At 44.5% G+C, this 22196-nt stretch carries 19 protein-coding genes and 2 pseudogenes; 6 read left to right on the top strand and 15 right to left on the bottom strand.

The genetic code is table 11. The features are described 5' to 3' along the window. Positions 1–374: 374 nt before the first annotated feature. The 4 genes from H581_RS34620 to H581_RS38960 form a co-directional block, all read right to left on the bottom strand. Complete coding sequence (locus H581_RS34620) at positions 375–1544, bottom strand: Ger(x)C family spore germination protein (protein ID WP_169507523.1); 1170 nt, start codon at positions 1542–1544, stop codon at positions 375–377. 55 nt (positions 1545–1599) lie between these two features. Beyond that, positions 1600–2982 carry a spore germination protein gene (locus tag H581_RS34630; RefSeq protein WP_036719470.1) on the bottom strand — a complete coding sequence of 461 codons (1383 nt, stop codon included), beginning with the start codon at positions 2980–2982 and terminating at the stop codon, positions 1600–1602. A 1-nt stretch (position 2983) separates the two neighbouring features. Next, the gene (locus H581_RS0119835) at positions 2984–4075 is read right to left on the bottom strand and encodes a GerAB/ArcD/ProY family transporter (RefSeq protein WP_028611549.1); all 1092 of its coding nucleotides are present in this window, start codon (positions 4073–4075) and stop codon (positions 2984–2986) included. Positions 4076–4365: 290 nt separating this feature from the next. Continuing rightward, positions 4366–4530: a hypothetical protein gene (locus H581_RS38960; RefSeq protein ID WP_245600093.1), complete on the bottom strand. Its 165-nt coding sequence runs from the start codon at positions 4528–4530 to the stop codon at positions 4366–4368. Between the two features lie 63 nt (positions 4531–4593). Here H581_RS38960 and H581_RS38965 point away from each other — a divergent pair. From H581_RS38965 to H581_RS38970, 3 genes and pseudogenes are all read left to right on the top strand, one after another. Continuing rightward, positions 4594–4725 (top strand): annotated as a pseudogene (locus H581_RS38965) (carbohydrate ABC transporter permease); the annotation flags it as partial. Positions 4726–4962: 237 nt separating this feature from the next. Then, positions 4963–6447 carry a PDC sensor domain-containing protein gene (locus H581_RS34635; protein ID WP_245600094.1) on the top strand — a complete coding sequence of 495 codons (1485 nt, stop codon included), beginning with the start codon at positions 4963–4965 and terminating at the stop codon, positions 6445–6447. Continuing rightward, positions 6444–6641, top strand: a complete 198-nt coding sequence (locus tag H581_RS38970; RefSeq protein ID WP_245600095.1) for a helix-turn-helix domain-containing protein — start codon at positions 6444–6446, stop codon at positions 6639–6641. The genes H581_RS34635 and H581_RS38970 overlap by 4 nt, the downstream gene beginning before the upstream one ends. A gap of 193 nt (positions 6642–6834) precedes the next feature. Here H581_RS38970 and H581_RS0119855 read toward each other — a convergent pair whose 3' ends face one another. From H581_RS0119855 to H581_RS0119875, 5 genes are all read right to left on the bottom strand, one after another. After that, positions 6835–8499, bottom strand: a complete 1665-nt coding sequence (locus H581_RS0119855) for a sensor histidine kinase (protein WP_245600096.1) — start codon at positions 8497–8499, stop codon at positions 6835–6837. 165 nt (positions 8500–8664) lie between these two features. Continuing rightward, positions 8665–10101, bottom strand: coding sequence for a response regulator transcription factor (locus H581_RS0119860; protein WP_028611551.1), 1437 nt, complete (start codon positions 10099–10101; stop codon positions 8665–8667). 133 nt (positions 10102–10234) lie between these two features. Then, on the bottom strand, positions 10235–11815 hold the full coding sequence (locus H581_RS0119865) for an extracellular solute-binding protein (RefSeq protein WP_036719472.1): 1581 nt from the start codon (positions 11813–11815) through the stop codon (positions 10235–10237). A gap of 168 nt (positions 11816–11983) precedes the next feature. Then, positions 11984–12844 carry a carbohydrate ABC transporter permease gene (locus H581_RS0119870; protein WP_425414636.1) on the bottom strand — a complete coding sequence of 287 codons (861 nt, stop codon included), beginning with the start codon at positions 12842–12844 and terminating at the stop codon, positions 11984–11986. A gap of 17 nt (positions 12845–12861) precedes the next feature. Next, positions 12862–13812 (bottom strand): ABC transporter permease, encoded by a 951-nt coding sequence (locus H581_RS0119875; RefSeq protein WP_028611554.1) that lies wholly within the window; start codon positions 13810–13812, stop codon positions 12862–12864. A 529-nt stretch (positions 13813–14341) separates the two neighbouring features. On the opposite strand from H581_RS0119875, the gene H581_RS34640 reads away from it, so the two are divergent. Further along, positions 14342–15526, top strand: a complete 1185-nt coding sequence (locus H581_RS34640) for a patatin-like phospholipase family protein (RefSeq protein WP_051251091.1) — start codon at positions 14342–14344, stop codon at positions 15524–15526. Between the two features lie 122 nt (positions 15527–15648). On the opposite strand, the pseudogene sigK reads toward H581_RS34640, so the two are convergent. The 5 genes and pseudogenes from sigK to H581_RS34650 all read right to left on the bottom strand — a co-directional run. Next, positions 15649–16152 (bottom strand): annotated as a pseudogene (sigK, locus tag H581_RS34645) (RNA polymerase sporulation sigma factor SigK); the annotation flags it as partial. Positions 16153–16210: 58 nt separating this feature from the next. Continuing rightward, positions 16211–16816 carry an ATPase gene (locus H581_RS0119895; protein ID WP_028611555.1) on the bottom strand — a complete coding sequence of 202 codons (606 nt, stop codon included), beginning with the start codon at positions 16814–16816 and terminating at the stop codon, positions 16211–16213. Further along, positions 16809–16985 carry a hypothetical protein gene (locus H581_RS38450; protein ID WP_169507524.1) on the bottom strand — a complete coding sequence of 59 codons (177 nt, stop codon included), beginning with the start codon at positions 16983–16985 and terminating at the stop codon, positions 16809–16811. Before H581_RS38450 ends, H581_RS0119895 begins: the two co-directional genes overlap by 8 nt. Positions 16986–17336: 351 nt before the next feature. After that, positions 17337–17666: a MocE family 2Fe-2S type ferredoxin gene (locus H581_RS0119905; protein ID WP_028611556.1), complete on the bottom strand. Its 330-nt coding sequence runs from the start codon at positions 17664–17666 to the stop codon at positions 17337–17339. Further along, positions 17663–18808: a fatty acid desaturase family protein gene (locus H581_RS34650; protein ID WP_245600097.1), complete on the bottom strand. Its 1146-nt coding sequence runs from the start codon at positions 18806–18808 to the stop codon at positions 17663–17665. The genes H581_RS0119905 and H581_RS34650 overlap by 4 nt, the downstream gene beginning before the upstream one ends. A 173-nt stretch (positions 18809–18981) precedes the next feature. On the opposite strand from H581_RS34650, the gene H581_RS34655 reads away from it, so the two are divergent. Continuing rightward, complete coding sequence (locus tag H581_RS34655) at positions 18982–19881, top strand: helix-turn-helix transcriptional regulator (RefSeq protein ID WP_051251092.1); 900 nt, start codon at positions 18982–18984, stop codon at positions 19879–19881. On the opposite strand, the gene H581_RS34660 is transcribed toward H581_RS34655, so the two are convergent. Further along, positions 19838–20803 (bottom strand): AraC family transcriptional regulator, encoded by a 966-nt coding sequence (locus H581_RS34660; RefSeq protein WP_051251094.1) that lies wholly within the window; start codon positions 20801–20803, stop codon positions 19838–19840. The two genes, H581_RS34655 and H581_RS34660, sit on opposite strands and share 44 nt — an antisense overlap. Positions 20804–20942: 139 nt before the next feature. Between H581_RS34660 and H581_RS0119925 the strand changes: the two genes are divergently transcribed. Then, positions 20943–22151: a Gfo/Idh/MocA family protein gene (locus tag H581_RS0119925; protein WP_028611557.1), complete on the top strand. Its 1209-nt coding sequence runs from the start codon at positions 20943–20945 to the stop codon at positions 22149–22151. Positions 22152–22196 lie beyond the last annotated feature (45 nt).

The raw sequence follows: 22196 nt of genomic DNA on the forward strand, positions 1-22196 counted from the left end.
CTCCCATAGCCCAACTCGATAACCGATCAGTTTGTCCATAATTATCCTGAAGTATGTGTGTGACAATCGCCTTGCGACCGACCCTTCGAGCGGGGTCGAGTTTCGAATGGCCGCCGGACACGAAAGCAAGCGGTTTACGATTTCAACGTTTATTGTGTAACAGACACAAGGTCATTTCCACGCAGGAAAAAGCGGGCGAACGGGAATAGGGAACCTCATTCCGGCTATGAAAAGGATACCAATAGTCCAAGCTACAATCACCCAGCCCAGTAACACCCACTTTTCCGTACCTTTTCCGTATTTGTGCCAATACTGAAATTGCTGCACCGCGACAATGATTGCCCCTAAAGTGAACAACGAAATAGATAACCACATCACTTCTTAACCTCGTTTTCCGGGATAAACAGCTGTGCTCCAATGGAACCGACGCCGGTTATCTTGGCACTTACTTGCCATTTGATCGTTTGATCCGCATATATTTTCGGCCAATCCTTCTCAATCCGTTTCCAATAGTCGGGATACTTCTTATAAATCATTGCACCCATGCCTGTGCTGTCCGTACGAAAATCTTTTTGCAAACGGCGAAACAGTGATTGAAACGTTTTTTCCATTTCTTCGGCGAAAGCTTTGTTCAGCTTCTCGATTATAGAGGGGTCAGATAGATCAAGATTGGTACGATTGTCCAAAATGCGCCCAACAGCCTGTACTTGAAAGGTGAATTTCGGTTCTCCTTTTGAGATGGCTACCTTGCGCCGCAGCTTTAAACGGTCAAGACGTATGGAGAGATCCCCTTTGACCTTAGAGAGGTGGATCGTTATGCTTCCGCCTGTTTTTCCGCCCAGCATACCTGTCAAGGCAACGGCCTCTTTCCCCTTCACAAAACCTTTCAGCTTGTTATCGCGAAAGATAGCGATGCCGCTCATCATGATTTTGTTTTCTTTCGTTTTGGCAAAGCTTATCGCTATTGGCTGCTGCCCGGGCGTAGTTGAAGCGATAAAATAATCTTTTAACGAAGTCGGAATACGTGTTTTTCTAATGCTTAACTCCCGAAAGAGTTCCACATCGAAATTTTCCAGCGGAACTTGTAAATCCATAAGCTTTTCCGCTTTTGTGTTTTCGGCTACGACCAACAAGGTGCTTAACCGGTTCATTGGACTGCGGCTGATCTGATCGAGTAGGTCTTGAATTCCCTGGCGAGCCAACGCCTCACCTATAAGATAAACGCGGCGGTGAGAGGTTACGATGTCCCGGGGCAGCATTCGCTCCACATTCGAACGCGCTTCGTCGATATTGCGTGCTTCCGTAACGATGTGGGTGACGGGTTCCTTCTTTTTTTGGCCTGATCCGGACTCCCCCGGCCCGCCAATCTGGATCGGCTCGGCGATATGTACATGTACCCGATAAATCCCCGGTTTTTGACCTTTGTCTACTCCGGTTATCATCACAATGGCCACATCTATGATCTCTCTTCGATCCCAGCATCCTGTGCAAATCCATACCGTTAGCAATAGAACGGGAACTAAGAGGGCAATTTTTCTATTCAAGCCGGATCCATCCTCCTCTTTTCCTGATTCCAACAAATCGATACTGAAAAAAGTATTAAGGCCGCTCAAAGGGCTGCCGGATAATTAAATTTTTCAAGCTTTTCCATGTAAACGGAGCGACTGGAGTCAAATAAGGCATCCCTGCGGAGCGGAGGCCGGTCAAGTATACTTGGGTAAAAAACAAGCCCATCGCTATGCCGAAAAAACCCAATCCTCCCGCTAACAAGAGCAGAATGATACGAAGAATCCGAATGGAAAACGTCGTCTCATAATGGGGAATCATCAGGGAGGCGATGCCTGTAATGGAGACGACGATGATCATGGGAATTGATACGATGCCGGCCTGAACGATCGCTTGTCCGATGACCAAAGCGCCGACGACGCTGACAGCTTGAACCAATACACGCGGCATTCGTACGATGGCTTCCCGTATGGCTTCAAAGATGCTTTCCATGATTAATGCTTCGACAAGTGCGGGGAAGGGAGAGGCTTCCCGGGATGCCGCAATGGACAGAAGCAGATTCGCGGGCAGCATTTCATTATGAAAGGTTGTGATTGCAACATACAAGGATGGCAGCAGCAGAGCCGAAAGTATGAATACTGCCCGTATCCAGCGTAAAAACGTGGCGCTGCTGTAAGATAGATAAATATCTTCTACCGTTTCAAAGGAGTTCCAGAACGTAAAGGGAAAAAGCAATGCAATAGGCGTATTGTTGACGACTACAGCGACTCTGCCCTTCATCAGCGCATTAGCGACAACATCCGGCCGCTCCGTTTTTTGTACGGTAGGAAACCAGCTCAGCGGCTGGTCTTTAATGGACTCCGCAATATAATTGCTCCCTAAAAGATCTTCCAAATGGACACGATCCAAGCGTTTGGACATTTCCCCCACCAGTTCGTCGGGAGCCACCTGATCGAAGTATAACAACCGGACTTCAGTATGTGCGACCGATCCGAAATGCCATACCTTCATTCGGAGCTTTTCGCTTTTCGTGATGCGGCGAATCAATGCGATATTGATATTAAGGTCCTCTGAGAATGCTTCCTGAGGACCGAGAACGGCTGTCTCGACGTGAGGCTCGGGCACTCCGCGATTCGGGGATGCGGACACGTTCGCCAATATCACCTGATCTTTTCCGCATATAGCGACTGCTGCCTTGCCGAATAAAATCGCTTGCACCGTTTCTTGATAATTATCTGTCAGCTGCACGGAAGGCGTTTTGATAAAAAGGGGTTCAGTCTCCTGATTTACCGATAACGGATCAACGATCTCCCGCTCGATCCGCTGCTCGTCCGCAAGGCCGGAAATATAAACGATCAGGGAAGCGCCTACAGAACGAAAGACCAGATCGGGCATGGAGCCTAACATGCGTTTCAGCTCCTCCGTAAACTGTTCCAAGTCAGTCGAATTTAATAAGCGTATCGATTGCTGTGCCATCCTAGCTCCCCCCTATGCCGACCATTTTTTTAAGTTTGATTACGAGTAAAGCAATCATGGGAAAAATAACGTAAAAAGGCATAAAGACGACCCATGTGGCCCATTGATGACCAGTAAAAAGATGACTGCTGAGGCTCTCTGTCATGTAAAAAGCGAATAGGAAAACGATTGCCGATACGGGGATGACGGCAGACCTGACGTTCACCTTCCACAGATCCGAAATCATCGCGCATGACGCGTAGGTGAAGATCGAAATTTTGAATAGCACACCGATCATAAAGGCGGTTACGATGAGCGGATCGATATTTTGGATAAAATCCGCAAAGTTGACCAAATGAAACGTTGCCATCAGGGGGAAGAAAGAACGGGAAAAAAGTTCCGGCCCGATCGTACTGATCGCCAGAATATCCAATATGATAAATATCAACCCAGCCGTTACACACGACAGCAAGGCGGCTTTTCGGAAGCCTTTGGGCGGCATCGTCTTTGACCAAAACGCGGCGAAAGCGAAGGCTTCCGCATACGGTACGGTCAAGTTCCCCGGAATTGCGGCTTTAATAATCGGTTTCCATTCTGCGGCGACCGGAGTCAGCAACGATAAGTGAACGGTACCCGAAGCGACTAATAAAATGACTTCCAGCAGAAATATAATGAAGATAACAGGAACATTCAACTCCGCCAAACGCCCCATTCGTTCCACTCCTGCATAACAAATGTAGGACACCAGGATCTGGAACAGAGCCATTGTTATCCCGATTGGAGTCTTCGGAAGCAAAAATGTATTCGTTAGTTCTCCGATGTCACGCAAATCCCGTCCGGCTGAATAAATAAAAATAAAAACATAAGTCACACATAGGATCGATCCGATAAATCGTCCGAATGAGACCGTTAATAATCCAGACCAATTCTTGTCTGTATGCGTTTCATAAAGTTTCGAATATAACCAAAGGAGGGCGGCGCCAAGAAGAATGCTAATGAAAGCGGTAATCCATGCGTCCTGCTTAGCAGAGCTTGCAATACCGAAGACAACGCTGGTTCCCAATAAAAACAGAAGCAAGAGGCCATACAACTGCCATGTGGATAAGGTCTTCACATATAACATCCTTTTTTTGTATTATTGTTCCATTTCATTCATTTTTGATGTATGCTCCTCAAAAGTATATTTCCATCTTGCGGTTCAATTGAGAAAACGAACGATCCTTCGTTCTTGAATTGCGTTATTTTTAAAAGTAAAAAGCCGTCCTGAGAGGTCTATCGACCTGCCGGGACGGCTTTTTCCCTATTCGTCATGACGGAGCTTCCCACTTCGTCCACAGCTCCTCGGGGTTCAGCTCATAAAAGCGGTTGTTGTTTGTTTAGTTCTAACAATGTGGTCACCTCAAATTATTTATAACCTATTACCGCGGTGAATGAATGAAGTTGAATCACAAAAAAAGACTGATGATTGCTGTTTTCATATTCTGATGAGAAAAAAATTTCTGCCGCTTTATCTAGAATAGCCTGAGCTTTTAAAGCCTTTGCTTCAGAAGTCATCGCACGTTTTGCCATAATTCATCACTCCATTTCGGAACGCGAACAACCCGAAAGTGGCACTTTTAAAGTGTCATCTTTCTTCAGTTGGTGCTCAGGGAAATTCTTATTTCAAACAGCACAGATAATATGATGACCGGAGCAGCGACCGGCGATCGTATGGATATTGGGATAACGATTAAATACGTCGATATTCGCATAGAGAGCAAACCATAAGATGACGGGCAGCAGCAGCAGGCCCTGATCGCTTTCTGGGCACCGCCAGGGTAGCTGTTCCATGCAAAATCAACAACATCAGGCAGCTTATCCCCCTATCTCTGCCCGTGATTGCCGTTATGATTTTATGGTACGCCGTCGGTAATCACTTTTATGCAATCGTTGCCGGTTAATGACTTAACGGATATAAGAGGTAACCTTACCGTACTGATAGATGAATCAAAGGTGCATGAAATGATACGGCAAATTGAGCTGGCTAACCAAAGTTCCATTTATCTCCTGACCCAGAAACATGAACTCATCAGCAGCACACCTGGTGCGAAGCCATTGCCCTATTCCATTATGGAAGAACTGAAATCCGATTCAGGATTTTTAAATTACAGATTGAATGGCCAAGATGTTATGGTTTCGTACACAACCTCCGAACAAGTCGGTTGGTACTATATCTCTGTGATGCCTTTGGAAGTATATTTAAAAAGAATGAAAGAAATGGAGCATTTCGCATTCATCCTGTTGCTATTATTCCTATTTGCAGGCAGCGTCGCAGCTTACAGAATCGCTTATAAAAATTATTCTCCGATCAAAAAAATCGTCGAAACGATATCAGCCGGAACATCTAAACCGCATCAGCTTGCCATGAACGAGCTCGATTACATTATGGAGATGGTCAAAGTATCTTGGAATGAAGAGAAGGATATCAAGAATAAACTTGCTCAACAACTGCCGTTATTTCGCTCTAATTATTTGTATCGATTGATGCACGGTTATTTCAAGCCTCCAGAACAGATGAAACAGTCCCTTGAATTTATGGACATTCATTTTTCGCATCCTCATTTCGTCGTCATTCTTGTTCAAGTTGGCAGTATGTCCAGATTCACACCGGACCAAAGCGAGAAACAATGGGCACTGGCTCGGTTTATTATCGGAAATCTGGCTGTAGATTCAGTCTTTGACATCCATACCGTCCATACCGTCGATTTAGAGAAAGACCGATTGGCATTGATAGTGAATCTAGCAGAAGATCAGTTGGATCATCGAACATGCCGGATCAAAAGCTTCGTTTCGAAATTACATGATATGCTGGAGAATCGCTTTAAACTAGAGACAAGCTTTGCCGTAAGCAGGATTCATCAGGGCCAGCAGCAGGTTGGAGAAGCTTATTTGGAAGCCGCTGCTGCTTTGGAATACAAGCTGGTAAATGAACAGCAATCGATATTTTACTTTCATTCTATACGGCATGAGAAGTTACAATATCATTACCCTGTCGAAACGGAATTGCAATTAATGAATTGCATTCGAAGCGGTGATACTGAGCAAGTTGTCCTGCTGCTGACGGGATTGTTTGAAATGAATTTTCGCAACGAATCATTAGCTCCCGAGTTGGGAAGATGCTTGTTCTTCAGTCTCTCCGGAACCTTGTTGCGTATTTTGAATTCAGATACTCCTGTTCTTCGGGAATTTGCCGAGGGAGAAATAAATCCGGTTCGTTTGCTGCTTTCCTGCAAAACAACCGACGAAATGTTTGCAAAAACCAAAGAGTTGTATGTATTGGTCACCGAATCTTTTAAACTGGAGCGGCGCGATCACAGTGTACAACTCCTCGAACAAATACAAACCCATATCGATGCGAACTTTGCCGATCCTAACATGAGCTTAATTTGTTATCCGAACATCTGCAGATTACGCCACAATACATTTCGCAGTTTTTCAAAAAGATGAGCGGTTGGAATTTTAGCGATTATTTGACCAGCATTCGGTTAAATCACGCCAAAAAACTTATGGCAGATTCCGAGCTGACCAATGCTCAAATTGCAAGATTGGTCGGATATACAAGTGATACCGTGTTTATTCGAGTCTTCAAAAAGGTAGAAGGCCTTACCCCAGGAAATTATAGAGAAACGAAACCATTTTGACTCGAACGGACGAGCTGGATAGGATAAGCCACCATTAAGCTAAGAAGAATCAATACCCTATCGTCGTATTCGTTCAATGATATATTGTTCATCAAACTTAAAAGGAGACTTTCCCGGATGTCCGCCGCGGCTACCGGGTCGCTCAAGGCGAATCCTCCCTGATTGAGTAGATTCCAGAGCACCTAGCTCGATGTCACTGATCGCAAATATATGGGATCTTAACGACAACTGTAGTTCCAACACCAATTTGACTTTCTATCCCTAATCCATAACCTTCTCCAAACAGTAGTTTTATCCTGTTATCAATATTGGAAAGACCGATACTATCCCTGTGAAAACTGTCTTTCACTATCTCCGAATGTTTCATTTTCAGTTTCGCTTTGATGCTCTCCAGCTCATCTTTGCCTATCCCTTTTCCAGAATCCGATACTTGAAAACATACATCTCCATTAGCATCTATTTTACCGTTCACGCGAAGATGGCCTCCATCGTCAATACGTTCAAGTCCATGATATACGGCGTTCTCAACGATGGGCTGCAGTATCATTTTAGGAGTTTTCATTCCCATTAGTTTTTCATCAACATCGACTTCCATCGCAAACTTGTCTTCATATCTAATCGAGATAATTTTCATATACGACTTAATACACTCAATTTCTTCACTTATCAAAACAAGTTCGTCTTTTTTAATACTATATCGAAATATCTTTGACATACATGAAGTGATCTGTGCGATTTCCTTGCTGCCGTATTCAAGCCCGATACTGCTTATGCAATTTAATGTATTATAAAGGAAATGCGGGTTTATATGACTTTGTAACGCAGAAAATTCAGCCTGCTTTTGACTCAACTCTGATTCATACAATCTTGCCTGCGTATTAAAAATACTTCTTGTCATCTCCTCCATCGTGTCAATCATGTTATTAATATCATATGCCAATACGCCAATTTCATTAGTTGAGCGTACCTTTACCCTAAAGCCCATGTCTCTTCCACCGATTTTTCTCATATCCGCCACAAGACCCATCACAGGCCGAGTCAGACTATTTAAGAAAAAATACCCCAGAATAATCATAATTAGTATGATAGCAATCCCTGCTACAATACTATTAGTTTTAATAGCATTCATGTCCGCTGTCAGTTCATGCACCGGAATAATACTTACTATTCGCCACCCATCCGCCTGCTCCAAGCCTTTTTCCTGAACGATGACTTCTTTCCCATTTATTTTTGTTTTTATCCCTAAGGTATAACTATTCCGATCAACTGAAAGTATATCATTGACTAAATTGCTCCGTAAATTGGCATTATTTGAAGCAACGACCTCATTGCGGTTGTTTAGTATATATAAAGTAGAGCCTGTGGTTAATTCGGTATTTTCAACAAGTTCTTTTATTTTTTTCAAATTAACCACGACTGTAAAATAGCCTGATTTTCGAGAAAAATTAACCCCGCCAATAGATTCAATAATTGGTGCAATATAAAAGATATATTCTTCTCCTGTTTTATTGCTTATTAATAAGTTTGTAAACTCTCCTTTTTTATCAGACTCCCTATCATTTCTATATTCATTAATATAATCATCATATTGATTTAAAAAATAAACATTGCCAGTTTCAGCAGATAAACTGTAAATTCGTCTTCCTTGGTTGTCACTAATAACGATTCCATTCACATAAGAATTAAAGGACCTCATGTATTCCATTAAATCAAGGACATAGACGCCTATTTCAAACCTCCTCTTATACTCGTCTGCAGTGGTAAATTCTTGTATAATTTTGTTGTTAACCGCTTTTTTTGAACTGATTTTAATCTCGTTTAGAACCGAATCTATCTTTTGCCGTGATTGTTCTATCATTTTATCTCCATATATTGCAGCTCTATTCTGCGTCAGGTTATTAAAGCTATAATAAGAATAGAACCCCATTGTTGTAAATATTAGTACCGAGAAAAGAAATAGTAGTAAGATCTGATGTTTTAGTTTCAGTCTACCGATTCGCAAATTCCCAACTCCGATCGGACATCAACTTTTCCTGAATTTCGCAGGAGTTATCCCGCATTGTTTCTTAAATACTTTATTGAAATAATAGTAATCTATATACCCTACATTTGTAGCAATCTCTTCAACTGACAATTCGGTACACATCAATAGTTCGCAAGCTTCTTTTATTCTCAATTCTGTTACATATTCTGAAAAGGTTTTACCCAATTTTTTTTTAAATAGTTGGCAGCAGTATACTTGGTTTATGAAAAATTTAACGGATAAATCTTTAAGGTATAGCTTGTTCCGGTAATTATTGTCTATATATCTAACCATCTGGTTAAAACAGGCGTTTATATCCCCGTCATATACGGATTGGTATTTCAGTTGCTTAATGTATGTTACAATGTCATATAAGAAACTGCATAGTGATTCAAAGTTTTCAAAACGCTCCTTCAGCTCTGAATAATTTAGGAACTCAAGTTCCAAGTCTCTCAACTCATCGTCATATGTGCTTATCAATACACTGACCATTTGATTCCATAAATAAACTACCTCTCCCATACCTAAGTCATTTTGTTTGAAGAAATTCAGAACTCTCTCCATTATATCAACTATTTCATCAAACTTTTTCACTTTAATAATGGATGTTATTTCATCTACAAACGCTTTAACCAAATGCAGCTTTTGGTCACATTCAAATAGCCCTTTTTCTTCATGTATAAATGTTTTTGATGCTGCAATATCTGATTCCTTAATAAGTTTTGCGATATCTTTATAATGATGTGAAACCCCGCTAATTCCTACCGACTTAATATCTGAACCAGCGAGAACTGCAAAATCAAATCCATCATACAGATCCATTTTTACCCGACTTTTGAGAATATATAGCGTCTTTTTTGAGCCAAGTTCAACTTCCAATGTTTTTTTATTATCGAAAAACTTTATTTTCTTATAATCCTTATTATCACGATTTGAATAAATTATTATTGCACGAAAATAATAGTCCGACGAATGGCTAAAAAAGTGAGTCAATCGTATTAATTCACCTTTATCAGTTGAGGTTAGAGCTTCTAATATAAGGTTATTTCGAATGCTTCTCTTCTTGGAAAAATGAAACTCCAGCTTGTCTAATAAGGGATCAGCCATCTCAATATCAATAGGCTTTAGGCAATAGTCCAGCGCACCGTACCTTAAGGCCTCCCGCGCATACTCAAACTCGGCAAAGCCGCTCACAACAATAAAATCAACATCCAGCTCCTTTTCTTTGGTCATCCTGATAAGGTCAAGGCCGGATATTTCAGGCATTCTTATATCTGTAAAAACCAGATCGGGACGCTTCTCGCATATAAACTCGAATGCCTTTTGGGCGCTGGTAAATTGCCCTGTTATTTCGAAGCCGTATTTATTCCAGTTAAATGCATTCCGTATTCCTCTTATCGCCCATGGTTCGTCGTCTACAATAATCATACTATACATAAAAAGCCCCCTTATCACTCCTGCATTGTCACATGAATGTGTTTCGAAACCCGCTTCCTTGGAAGCGCTCTCATCAGTGCTTAAATGAATACATATAGGCCGCTGATATCAACGGCCTATACGCTATGTTTTTTTACTTTTTATTTGATTGCATGGTCCTGTAGATTTTCACATTTTCCTCCATAACAGCCTGCCCGCCTGCTGCCATATACTCTGCAACCAGTTTATCATACAAACTGTCGAATTCTGAAGGATTAACGTAAATAAGTTTATCCGTCATCTGTTTGCTCATATCACCAAGTGTTTTGCCAAACTTAATGTTGGACTCATTTGGCGTATCGAAGAAGTATTGTGTGTAAGTGTCCGTAGTATTGATTTTGTATGCTTCTTCTGCAACCTCTTCCATTCCAGGAAACACTGATGATAAAGCCTTGATATTCTTCTCAGGGTCTCCCAGCTCCACACCATTGACAATCAATGTATAATCCAGATTCAGATAGGCGGTTTGCATATTGTCCCCAGTTTGATTGATAACCTGCGGAATACCATTAACCATCTTGTGATTAACCCCTTCCTCACCGTATTGCAGGAAGAATAACACTTCGGGGCTGGACATCCAATTCAGGTATTTAATGGCCAGCTCTGCATTTTTACTGCTCTTGGGGATAAAAACAAATATTCCATTTTCATTGTAAGCGATTTTCTTGTATTTGCCTTCATAATTCAGGAAAGTGTCAATCGGAATAAAGTTTGCTTCAGGCACATTTGCTTTTAACGGGTCACTAATATTTTGTCTAAACGCATAATCCCAGTTTGCACCGAAGAATCCGACTTTTCCGTTTGTAACGTCTGCATCCGCCTGCTGCATTGTTTTGTCCAAAGCAAAATCAGGGCTAAGTAATTTTTCATGATAGAGCTTGTTGAGGAACTTAAGTCCTTCCTTATTTCCAGGTCTCAGCCAAGTCGGAACTGTAACGAATTCTTCATCCGACTGCTCCCCCCAGAATGACTCCATTAAATTTCCTGTGCCATAGTTCATACCGGTAGCTGCCAATCCCCAAGGGATAACTCCATCTACGCCTCCTGGATTTTTATCTCTGAAGGCAACTAAAGTATTATATAATTCATCTCGATTAGTAGGAAGCGGCATCCCCAGTTTATCGAGCCAATCCTTTCTAATAAACAAACCTGTCCATGCTAGTGCAGTCCTTTTAGCAGGTATTGCCATTTGTTTTCCGTCAAAAACTCCATATGAAAGAACTGTCTCACCCAAATATTCCGTTAATTCCTTACCGTGCTCGGCCAATAATTCATCCAGCTGCATAATGCCATTAACTTTAGCATATTTCGATACGGTAGCGCTGTCATAAGTAAATGCGATATCAGGCGCCTCGCCAGCTGCCATTAATACATTGAGTTGGTCAATTTCCTGTGACCGGGGTACCGTAACAAATTTCACAATAGCATTGTTCTGTTTCCCGAAATTTTCATTGATATACCTTGTCCAAGTATTATTGTTCAAATCCGGCTGTCCCTGAATTCCTCTGTCAAATACTTCAATCGTTAACGTAACCGGCGGTTCTGAAGACGTTGCATCTTCCGTTGAAGGTGAATTAGTGTTGTTTTCTTGTGAATTATTACCGCTGCATCCTGCCAATGCACTTAATACTAGCGTCAATGCCAGTAATAGAACCACCATTTTTTTTATCTTCATTTTTCAACCTCACTTTTTCATTTAGTTATTTCTAAAATCCATAACCATTGGTACTGGCGCCTCTTGATTGGGAGTTTATCATCACCCCTTTCTAGTCGACAAGTTTATGGAAAAGCAATATGTGTAACCCCTCTCCACGCTCGCTCTAGTCTGTTGATCGGGGCTCCTTCAACCCTTAATTGCCCCCAGCATTACACCTTCAACAAAATATTTTTGTAGTTTGGGGTAAATAAGTAATATAGGAACTGTTGCAAACATTACACTTGCAGCCTTCAATGACTCTGGAACAATATAGGCACCAATGCTGCCCTCACCTTCTATCTGTTGATTTGCAGTAATGATTTGGTAGAGTTTTAATTGAATCGGATACAAATTCTCTTCTGTCACATAAAAAAGCGCATCCTGAAAACCATTCCATCGACCAACCGCGTAAAAGAGACTTAATGTTGCTATGGAAGGCAAAGATAACGGAAGGACTATCCGCACAAGCGTCCCCAGATCATTACAACCATCTATAGCTGCGGATTCTTCCAAGCTTTCCGGAAGTGATTCAAAAAAGGTTTTTAATATTATCAAATTGAAAACGCTCAATGCGCCAGGCAAGATTAAGCTCCACATTGTATTTATCAATTGCAGATCTTTCACCAAAATATAATCAGGTATTAATCCTCCGCTAAAATACATGGTTATAATCATGACTGTTAAAATAAAGTTTCTTCCGCTTAATTTCTTCTTTGTAAGCGGATACGCAGCACAAATAGTTAAAAGCATACATATTATTGTGTACAAAATAGTCAGCACAACTGAGTACCCAAGAGAATAAATCATATCATTATCGCTTAAGATAGCTTTATATGTTTCAATTGTGAAGTCTACCGGCCAAAGAGTAACCTTCTGTGAAATTATTGCATTATTTGAGCTTAGCGAAAGGGAAATCATATATAAAAAAGGAACAACACAGGTAATCGATGCCGCAATTATGAATAGTATAATCAATATATCAACTAAATTTGTTCTTCGCGTTCTAATCAACGTACTCACACTCCTCACCAAATTCCCTGCTCACCCATTTTTTTAGCTAAATAATTTGCCCCCAATAAAAATACTAACCCTACAACAGATTGAAATAGTCCAACTGCTGTTGCCTGTGAAAAATCACCAGAACCAATTCCTACCCTGTAGACATAAGTACTGATTACATCGGAGTATTCTATAACTAGTGAATTCCCCAAAACATATGGCCGATCAAACCCTATCGAGACCATTCTTCCAATTTGCAGGATAAGCAAAATCATAACTGTAGCCTTGATTCCAGGCAACGTAATATGCCATATTTTACGAGGCCTGCTGCACCCGTCAATATCTGCAGCCTCGTATAACTCCTTATTTATTCCAGTCATTGCCGCTAAATATAAAATTGTGCCCCAACCTGCATTTTGCCATACCCCAATTGCAATATACATTATAATCCAGTTCGTTTTTTGAGAAAGAAAATCAACCTTATCAAATCCAAGACTAGTTATGAGATTATTAACCATACCCCCTGAAGAAAACATCAGGTATGCCATTCCTCCGATAATGACCCAGGATAAGAAGTGCGGTAAATAAAGAACCGTTTGGGCCGCTTTTTTAAACCTCACATACCGGAGTTCATTCAATAAAATGGCCAATATTATTGGTGCCGGGAAACCCGCAACCAAATCCAGAAAGTTTAAAACAAGTGTATTTTTAAGAGCACGGTAGAAACTGTTTTGATCAAAAATGTATTTGAAGACATCAAGCCCAACCCATTCACTCCCGCTAATTCCCTCGAAAATGTTATAATCCTGGAAAGCCATTAATACACCATATAATGGACCGTATTTAAAAAGAATGATGTATACCATTGGCAGCAGTAAGAGTAAATATAATAGATAATTTCTCTTTATGCTAAGTACGATGCTGTTCTTTCTTTTTATACTAATATTGTCTCTTAAGTTGTTTAAAACCGCTTTCATTAATATCTTTCCTCCTTTGAGTTAGAATAACTTGCGTAGCTCATGTAGGTGATTATATTAAAAAGAATAATTAATAAAAATGGATTATATTAAATGAATCTTGTAGTAAATTTAGTTTTTATTCAGCAACCTAACGCTGGCAGTTATTTCGTCCGCAGACAGTGGGCTGACCTGGTGATCCGAATCATTCTCGATGCAGCGTGCGGCGAACCATGGTTCTTACGCGGACCACCACTTCCCACTCGGCGTACATCGGCGACTACGAATAAAACTGTCCTCACGGTTGACCAGGTACATCATTAACCATACCTTACACTCTTGGGCGCGTTTACCCATCATCAGCATATCGAGTTGGCTCGCTTCCATTCTTCTCCTGCATCGAAAATAACATGTTGTTTAGCGTTGCGATATTGTACGCCCGAATAGACCACGCGTTATAATATACTTAACTTTCCATCACGGAATATAGACGGCTCTACTTTAAAGTTTCATAAATGTCCAAGCGAGTAATGAAGGAGGTTCGGAAGTCGTGACAGTAACGAATACAGGCAAGCTGGCCCTTGCGCTTGAAGGGGGCGGCGCCAAGGGCGCTTACCATATGGGAGTGGCGAAAGCCTACCGGGAGGCCGGCCAAACCTTCGACGCCATAGCCGGCACCTCGATCGGCGCCCTGAACGGAGCCGTCATCGCGCAAGGAGATTTCGAGATCGGGTATCAGGTCTGGGAGCGGCTGGACGCCCGATCGATCTTCGACATGAGCGACGAAGAATACCGCTTGCTGATGCGGCGAAAGCTCGATACGGCCGCCTTACGACACTTGGCCGCGCGCACCAAGAGGCTAATCGCGGACAGAGGCATGGACACGCGAAAAATGCGCCGGTTAATTGAATCCCTCATCGACGAAAGCCGGCTGCGGGCTGCCGCCGTGGACTTCGGCCTGGTGACGGTCTCCTTAAGCGATCGGGCGCCGCTCGAGCTTTACAAGGAGGATATTCCGCAGGGGCGTGTATTGGACTATCTGATGGCCAGCGCCACTTTTCCTGGCTTTCAGACGACGTTCATCGACGATAAAGCTTTTATCGACGGCGGGTTGTACGACAATTGTCCGATCAACATGCTCGCTCGCAAAGGATATACGAGCATCGTCGCAGTCCGAACGTTCGGGCTCGGTGTGACGCGCAAAATCCGCTATCCTGGCCTCACGATTACGACGATCTCGCCCTCCGAGCCGCTGGGCGGTATGATGAGCTTTAACCCCGAAGCGATACGCCGCAGCATGAGCATGGGGTATTACGACGCGCTCCGACAGCTGAGGGGCTTGCAAGGCCGCACTTACTGCATTGATATAGGCGGCTTAACCGAAGAGACTTGCGACGAGATGCTGGCTTCACTCCCTGATGCCCAGCTGCTTGCGCTCGGCCGTATGCTCGGCGCGAGCGGTATTCCTGCCCGGGAGCTGTGGAGCAGGGTCATCGTGCCAAGGCTGTCAGGCAGCATGCGCCTCCCTGCTGACGCCTCCTCCATCACCTTTATCGTCCATCTGGCGGAGGCGCTAGCCTCGGCCAAGGGAATTAATAAATACGCCGTCCATCCCTTTCCCGATTGGGTGCGCTCCACAATAAGAGGCCCTCTGAAGAATGTCCAGGGACTCGGCTTCCGACAAGTGGAGCTATGTTTTGCGGCTCAGCGCATTTTAGAAGGAATTCGGTTGTGATAAGCTTCATTTTGTAGTCTCCTCCCCAAACTTCGTATTTCTTCATAATGGTATACTGCCCGTGGCATGGCCTGTAAATTGAAAAAGCCGGCATCGCCGGCTAATCAACAATATTTACATTTTCATTTCTTCGCTTTATAAAACTCATGATACAGCTTCATTAACGCCCTCTTCTCAATCCGCGAAACAAAACTCCGCGAGATCCCCAATTCCTTCGCAATCTCCCGCTGCGTCCTTTCATCCCCTCCGTGCTCCAGTCCGAAACGGCCGATGACGACTTCCTTCTCACGGTCATCCAATATATCAAGATTTTTATAAATCTTGCTCTTCTCAATCTTCAGCTGCACCTTATCGACAATATCATCGGCCTCCGTGCCGAGGATATCGATCAGCGTAATTTCATTGCCTTCCTTGTCCGTTCCGATCGGATCATGCAGCGAAACGTCCTTCCGAGTCTTCTTCAAAGACCGCAGATGCATAAGTATTTCATTCTCGATGCAGCGAGCCGCGAACGTCGCGAGCTTCGTTTCCTTGCCGGTCTGGAAGCTTTCGATCGCTTTGATCAGTCCGATTGTCCCGATGCTAATCAAGTCTTCGAGATCCTCACCTGTATTGTCGAATTTTTGACGTTGTGAACACAACCCGATGTAAAAAAACCGATTTCAGTCAAAAGACTTAATCGGTCTAATCCCCTGTGTTATTTCGCGCTACGAGCGCTTGCTCAATCATTTCCACCCATTCAGGCAACTCCGGCGTATAGTACTTTATTTGCGTCCAATCAGCTTCCATTACAATTTCTCCACCAGCACCACTATTATCAATAACAATTAAATGATTAATGAGTACCAGATGGTCGAGCAAATTGTTTATGGAAGTTTGTTGTCGTCGTAGTATATCTGCTGTTTCAATATGATGACCGCCATTTCGAACACGCGCAGCCACTCGCTCAATGTTAAGACGAACATCACCAAGACCTACATAGAACATAAAAATTTCGAATCCATTCGCATTCGCCTCACGCATTTGGCGGATCACATTACCGCCTGCAAGTGTTGTCTCAACTGTAAAATCCCGTTTTTGGTGAATGCATTCTCTTGCGAGCCTAATTGCTTCCTTTCCAGCTGAAACTTTACGACTCTCAGGATTTTCACGATCAATGCCTCTTGCTAATGCATCAGGATCAATATTCACGCTCACACCAAGCTTATCCACTATGAGATTACGAATTGTACTTTTCCCGCTGCCATTATTTCCTGCAAAAACAAACATTGTGGCCAAGGTATCATTCATGATGTAAGTCCCGTTCGTTCATTCGGACAACTTCCCCATTGCTGTATTCTTTTACAAATACACCATCCTTCGTTTTATAAACGATGTAGGTGTCATTTGCTTTTGCGTCTATTTTTGCACGGTCCCCTGTCAGTTTAATCAACTTACCTAGGTCATGTGTACGATTCATTCCAGTTCAGCCTCCAATGCAAAGCATATACTCAAAGTATATCATAGTAGCAATTATACTTGCAGATTGAAAAAAAACCGGCATCAAAGAAGCTATGGCGCAACACGGGCAATCGTTCATGAGATGTCCGCTGGTCTTGTCAGTCGCTGCTTTCATCAACCGCATTCTTTTCGATTTCAGGCTCGATCGGATTTTATTGGAGTATTCGTCCCTATATCAAGGTTGGGATCTGTATGATACTGATGGCGATATGCAGGCATTGGACCTAATCGAGGCAGCACAACATGCAGTAAAAAGATTACAAAAAAGAGTAAAGCGTTTATTGCTTTATTCATTTTTCATACACTCCCTTTATGCATCCGCCATCACATATACTTTGCCGTCTTCCACCTTGACTGGGTAAGTCTTGAGATCCACGCAAGCAGGGTTTTTTTTGGCCTTTCCGGTCGTTATATCGAACCTTCCGTTATGCTTGGGGCATTCGATCGTCGAACCCATGACATAGCCGTCAGCCAGATGAACCCGCTCGTGGGTGCAGTAGCCCTCCGTTGCATAGTAGCCGTCGTTTTCCGACCGATACACCGCATACGAACGTTCCTTATAATCGAATCGGATCACATCCTCCTGTTCGATCTCATCGGCCATGCACACCTCTACCCAATTGTTCTCGCTCACGCTCATGCTGATTCTCCCTCCTTATCCGAATGATTCATCGCCATTCCCGCAGCTTGCCTTATTCGTTCCGTAATATAAGGGATATCGCTCAAGCCGTACATATAAGGCCGTGCCGTATCCGGGAGCGGCTTGACTACCGCATAGCTCAGATCTTTGCCCTGCCGAATTAATGCGCCGATCGCCTCCTTAAGCGCGGACCAGAGACCGTTGCGCGGCGCCGGCGTGTCGTATTTCATTTCCTCATGCAGCGCAGGAAGCGCGTGGTAAGGCACCATGGGAAACATATGGTGCTCAACATGGTAGTTCATGTTCCAGTACAGAAATCGCAAGACCGGGTTAAGCTTCATCGTTCGCGAGTTAAGTCTGTGATCGAGCACGTCGTCGTAGAGGCCTAGATGTTGGGTTAATCCGAACAGCAGGACGAGGATTACACCGTAGAAAGACGGCATTCCGATCAACATGGCAGGCAGCAGACTGCCTTGCCATACGCATAGCACGATGACGGCCGCCAGGATAAGAAGATAGATCCGCGCCTCGCGGAACGTCTTTCCGTATTCGCTCTCCGGGATATATTCCTTCTCTTGCTTGTCGAGCTTGCCGACGCAATGCAGCAGGAAACGCTTCAGTTCCACTGGACCTCCGTACAGATGGAGCATCTGCATGATGAGGATTCGCCAGATTGGAGGCCGCTCGGTATGAATTTCAGGGTCGCGGCCTACGATATACGTATCAGTATGGTGCCGCGTATGGCTCCATCGCCACGGCGTTGCCGACCTGAGCACCATGAACGAAGCGATCTGGTATACCGCTTCGTTCATCCACGATGTTTTGAATGCCGTCCCATGACCACATTCGTGCCAACGGGAATCACCGGGCGTCGCATACAAGATGCCGTACAAAGCAAATACGGGAACGGCCCACCATGTCCCCCAGCTCAGAACTCCAACATAGCCGAGTGCCGCAAGCAGCACGAACCAAATGATCGTGTCGCGTATCGCTGGACCGTCCTTCCGTTTCATCAGTTCCTTCATCCTGGTCCGCGGAATCGGTGTCTTATACCATTCTGCCGATGCCATGCCGCGTTCTTCCGCCAGCTTCCCCTCGGGCCCCGTTAAGCTGTAATCCCTTTTCCGGATTATATCGGCCACTGCAACCCTCTCCTTATCGTTATGTCGTTTCTTGTCATGAATCGATAGCTACAAATCCTATTCTAGAGAGAAATCGACCGCGTGTATTTAGTCCAAATCGGAAATTTGGTTGCCAAAATCGGTTTTTTACAGCTATGCTGAAAGTACTTATTCGAAGGAAGAAGGACGATCCCATGCAAGAAAACCGCCCGCTCTTTTTCAAAAGCCCGAATGAAACAATCGAAGAGCTTAAGGACGTCTATTTCCCACCCTACATCACATTGGCCCATGTGTTTCATGCGCCTGAAGGGTGGGGCATCCGATCCCGCGTCCTGAAGCAATTTCAATTGCAGTACAACATGGGCGGACGAGCCGAATATCGTATCGGTGATCGCGTATACGAGACAAGGCGCGGCGACCTTGTCTTTCACCGTCCGGGAGAAGTTCACGAAATTACGACTGCCTCCGGCTTGCAATACGTCTGCATTTCAATCGTTTTTCATTTTGGAAACGAGACGTTTCCCATCGACAGCCTTCTCTCCTCTTCGCATGACATGGGGAATTTCGCCGGCCAGAAGTTGGAGAGGCTGCTGACGAATCTCGTTCTCGCTTACCAGCAGCCCGGGCTTTCCTCGCAATTCAGAGCTCAGTCGCTGCTTATGGATATTTTATCGGAGCTGAATCGAATGCTGCATGACCGAGTAAGTGACGAGTCCACGCCGACGCAGCGCAATAATGTTTCCAAAATGGTGCTTGTCAAAAACCATATCCTTCAGCACTACAGCGACAATCTTCAAATTAAAATGCTGGAGGAAATAACGGGTTTCAGCCGCGATTACGTTATCGAACAGTTCCGAAATACGTTCAGTATGACTCCAATCCAATATCTAATTCATGTCCGGGTCGAGAAAGCGAAGGAGCTTGCTTTGCATACGAGCTTAAGCATCGGGGAAATTGCGGAACGGGTAGGCTACAGCGACGTCCATACGTTCGGCAAAATGTTCAAGAAAAAAACCGGCTTCAGTTTAAGCCGGTTTTGTTCCTCTCTATTTACGCAGGCGCCTCACAAGGAAGACGATCACAAGCTTCCTTGAATGGAGGCAGAGCGACACGATCATCCTCCGTATGTCTATTAGATGGCGGATCATCCAACCCTAGCTGCCCTTCGGTCATATAAAAGCTGGAAGAAAACTGCGACAGACTGATGCCCGTCTTCTTCTTGAACATTTTGCCGAAGGAATGAACATCGTTATAGCCGACCGCTCTTGCGATTTCGGTAACGGACATGTTCGTCGTAACCGCAAGCTGCTTGGCTTTCTGAAAGCGCAGCCACACCATATACTGAAGAGGCAGCAATCCGAATTCCGCTTTGAACAATCGGCAGATATAATTTCGCGAGAGCCCCGATACGCCTTCCAACAGGCCGAGTTGTATGTCCTCTTGATAATGATTGCGGATAAAGTTCTTCACCTGCATCAGCTTGTTGGCGTTCTTCAGTTGAATGGGCGTAAGCGAAGCGGACTTGGATTGCTTAGCAGCCTCAACAATCGTCCGAACGAGCAATTGCTGGCACTCCATCTGATGAACAATTCCCGGCTGGTGATAATGCATAACAATCCGTTGAAGCCACTCTTTAACCGGATGCTCCTCGAACGAACCGAAGTAATGGCGTCCATCAATCAGCTCCTCCAAAGGAAACCCCGAGCTTCCAAAATGAAACACGATCGAGATACAAGAATACGGCTCACCCGGAACCATCGACAGCCGGTGAACTTCGTACGGCCGGTGAATAATTAAATCACCCTGTTTCGTTACGTACGACTTCCCGTTAATCTCGTAAATGCCGACTCCGAGGTACGTATACTGAATCTGATACTGCCTATGAAAGCCTTCGGGTTTGATCCAGTTGTCCGGTGCGTGGAACATATGGGCCAGCGTGATGTACGGCGGGAAATAGTAATCCTGCAGATGCTCGAGCGTCTCAGCGGGATCCCAATAAGCCATGTCATTTCTCATCAAAAATCAATGCCTCCTGCTTCACGCGAAATAGTGTAATTGGATACATATTTCTAAGCTTTGCCTAAATACAACCCTGCGATCGATCCGTACAATAAGAGTGCCGGCATATTTCAATACGTTCAAGGGGGTTCAAAAGATGGGAATTAAAATCGGTGTTCTCGGCGCAGGCATGTTCGCCAAATCATTCATTCCGCTGTACAAAGTTCATCCTGAAGTCGACAAAGTGGTGCTCGCCGATATCAATACTGACAGATTGCGGCAGGTCGCCGATACATTCAGAATAACAGAAACCTATTCCAGCCTGGAAGACCTATGCCGGAGCGACGTAGATGCCATTGCCATTTTCACGCAAAGACATCTTCATGCGCCGCAAACGATTCAAGCGCTTCGCGCCGGTAAGCATGTGTATTGCGCCGTGCCGATGGCTCATTCTTTGGAGGATGTCCAAGCCATTCTCGATGAAGTGAAGCGCAGCGGACTTCTCTATATGTCCGGAGAAACCAGCTACTACTATCCAAGCACGATCTATTGCCGCAACCGGTTTGCGGAAGGAGGGTTCGGTGACTTCGTATACGGCGAAGCGCAATATTTGCATGATCTGTCGCATGGCTTCTACGAAGCTTTCCAGCATTCCGGCGGAGCCGACTGGAAGAAGGCGGCAGGGTTTCCTCCCATGTATTATCCAACGCATTCCGTTAGTATGATCTTGTCGGTTACCGGTGCTCGGGCAACCCAGGTTTCCTGTCTCGGATACCGCGACCGTCATGAAGACGGGATATACCGGGAAGGCGCAAACCTATGGGATAACCCGTTCAGCAACGAAACGGCTCTTGTGAGAACTTCCGACGGCGGCATGGCGCGCTTCAATGAATTCAGACGCGTAGGCTGGTCGGGGAAAAATTGCGTATATTTGAGCATGTTCGGCACAAAAGGCAGCTACGAGGAGCATGCCGGCTCGCAGGTATGGTCGTCTCTGGAGCATGGAAGCCTGCAAAGCTTGGATGAGCTGCTGCACAGCAACGATTACGTGAATCAGCAGTCCGATCCGGATATCCCTTTGGCTCTGCGTCAAGACTTTGAGAGTGGACTCAGCCTTGTTCACGACGTCGACCGCTTGCCCCGCGAATTCGAAGGAATGCCCAACGGACATTTCGGGTCCCACCAGTTTCTGACGGACGACTTCGTTAAGGCAGTCAGCCAGCACAAACTGCCGCCCATCCATGCTTGGAATGCGGCTAAATACTGCGCCCTGGGCATTATCGCCCACGAGTCGGCGCTTCGCGGAGGCGAGCTGCTGTCCATCCCCGACTTCGGCGAACCTTCGCCGAGTTGGAACATGCTGTGAGACCAAAGAAGGCCAGAAGGAGCAAGTTGCCTTGCTCCTCCTGGC

Origin of the sequence: Paenibacillus harenae DSM 16969 (assembly GCF_000422465.1) — a bacterium.
GTDB classification, from domain to species: domain Bacteria; phylum Bacillota; class Bacilli; order Paenibacillales; family Paenibacillaceae; genus Pristimantibacillus; species Pristimantibacillus harenae.

Excerpts from the sequence above, each read along its gene's own strand:
- H581_RS34630 (WP_036719470.1), bottom strand. The coding sequence starts at position 2,982 with ATGGCACAGCAATCGATACGCTTATTAAATTCGACTGACTTGGAACAG.
- H581_RS38960 (WP_245600093.1), bottom strand. The coding sequence starts at position 4,530 with ATGGCAAAACGTGCGATGACTTCTGAAGCAAAGGCTTTAAAAGCTCAG.
- H581_RS34635 (WP_245600094.1), top strand. The coding sequence starts at position 4,963 with ATGATACGGCAAATTGAGCTGGCTAACCAAAGTTCCATTTATCTCCTG.
- H581_RS38970 (WP_245600095.1), top strand. The coding sequence starts at position 6,444 with ATGAGCGGTTGGAATTTTAGCGATTATTTGACCAGCATTCGGTTAAAT.
- H581_RS0119855 (WP_245600096.1), bottom strand. The coding sequence starts at position 8,499 with ATGATAGAACAATCACGGCAAAAGATAGATTCGGTTCTAAACGAGATT.
- H581_RS0119860 (WP_028611551.1), bottom strand. The coding sequence starts at position 10,101 with ATGTATAGTATGATTATTGTAGACGACGAACCATGGGCGATAAGAGGA.
- H581_RS0119865 (WP_036719472.1), bottom strand. The coding sequence starts at position 11,815 with ATGAAGATAAAAAAAATGGTGGTTCTATTACTGGCATTGACGCTAGTA.
- H581_RS0119875 (WP_028611554.1), bottom strand. The coding sequence starts at position 13,812 with ATGAAAGCGGTTTTAAACAACTTAAGAGACAATATTAGTATAAAAAGA.
- H581_RS0119895 (WP_028611555.1), bottom strand. The coding sequence starts at position 16,816 with ATGAATGATACCTTGGCCACAATGTTTGTTTTTGCAGGAAATAATGGC.
- H581_RS38450 (WP_169507524.1), bottom strand. The coding sequence starts at position 16,985 with ATGAATCGTACACATGACCTAGGTAAGTTGATTAAACTGACAGGGGAC.
- H581_RS0119905 (WP_028611556.1), bottom strand. The coding sequence starts at position 17,666 with ATGAGCGTGAGCGAGAACAATTGGGTAGAGGTGTGCATGGCCGATGAG.
- H581_RS34655 (WP_051251092.1), top strand. The coding sequence starts at position 18,982 with ATGCAAGAAAACCGCCCGCTCTTTTTCAAAAGCCCGAATGAAACAATC.
- H581_RS34660 (WP_051251094.1), bottom strand. The coding sequence starts at position 20,803 with ATGAGAAATGACATGGCTTATTGGGATCCCGCTGAGACGCTCGAGCAT.
- H581_RS0119925 (WP_028611557.1), top strand. The coding sequence starts at position 20,943 with ATGGGAATTAAAATCGGTGTTCTCGGCGCAGGCATGTTCGCCAAATCA.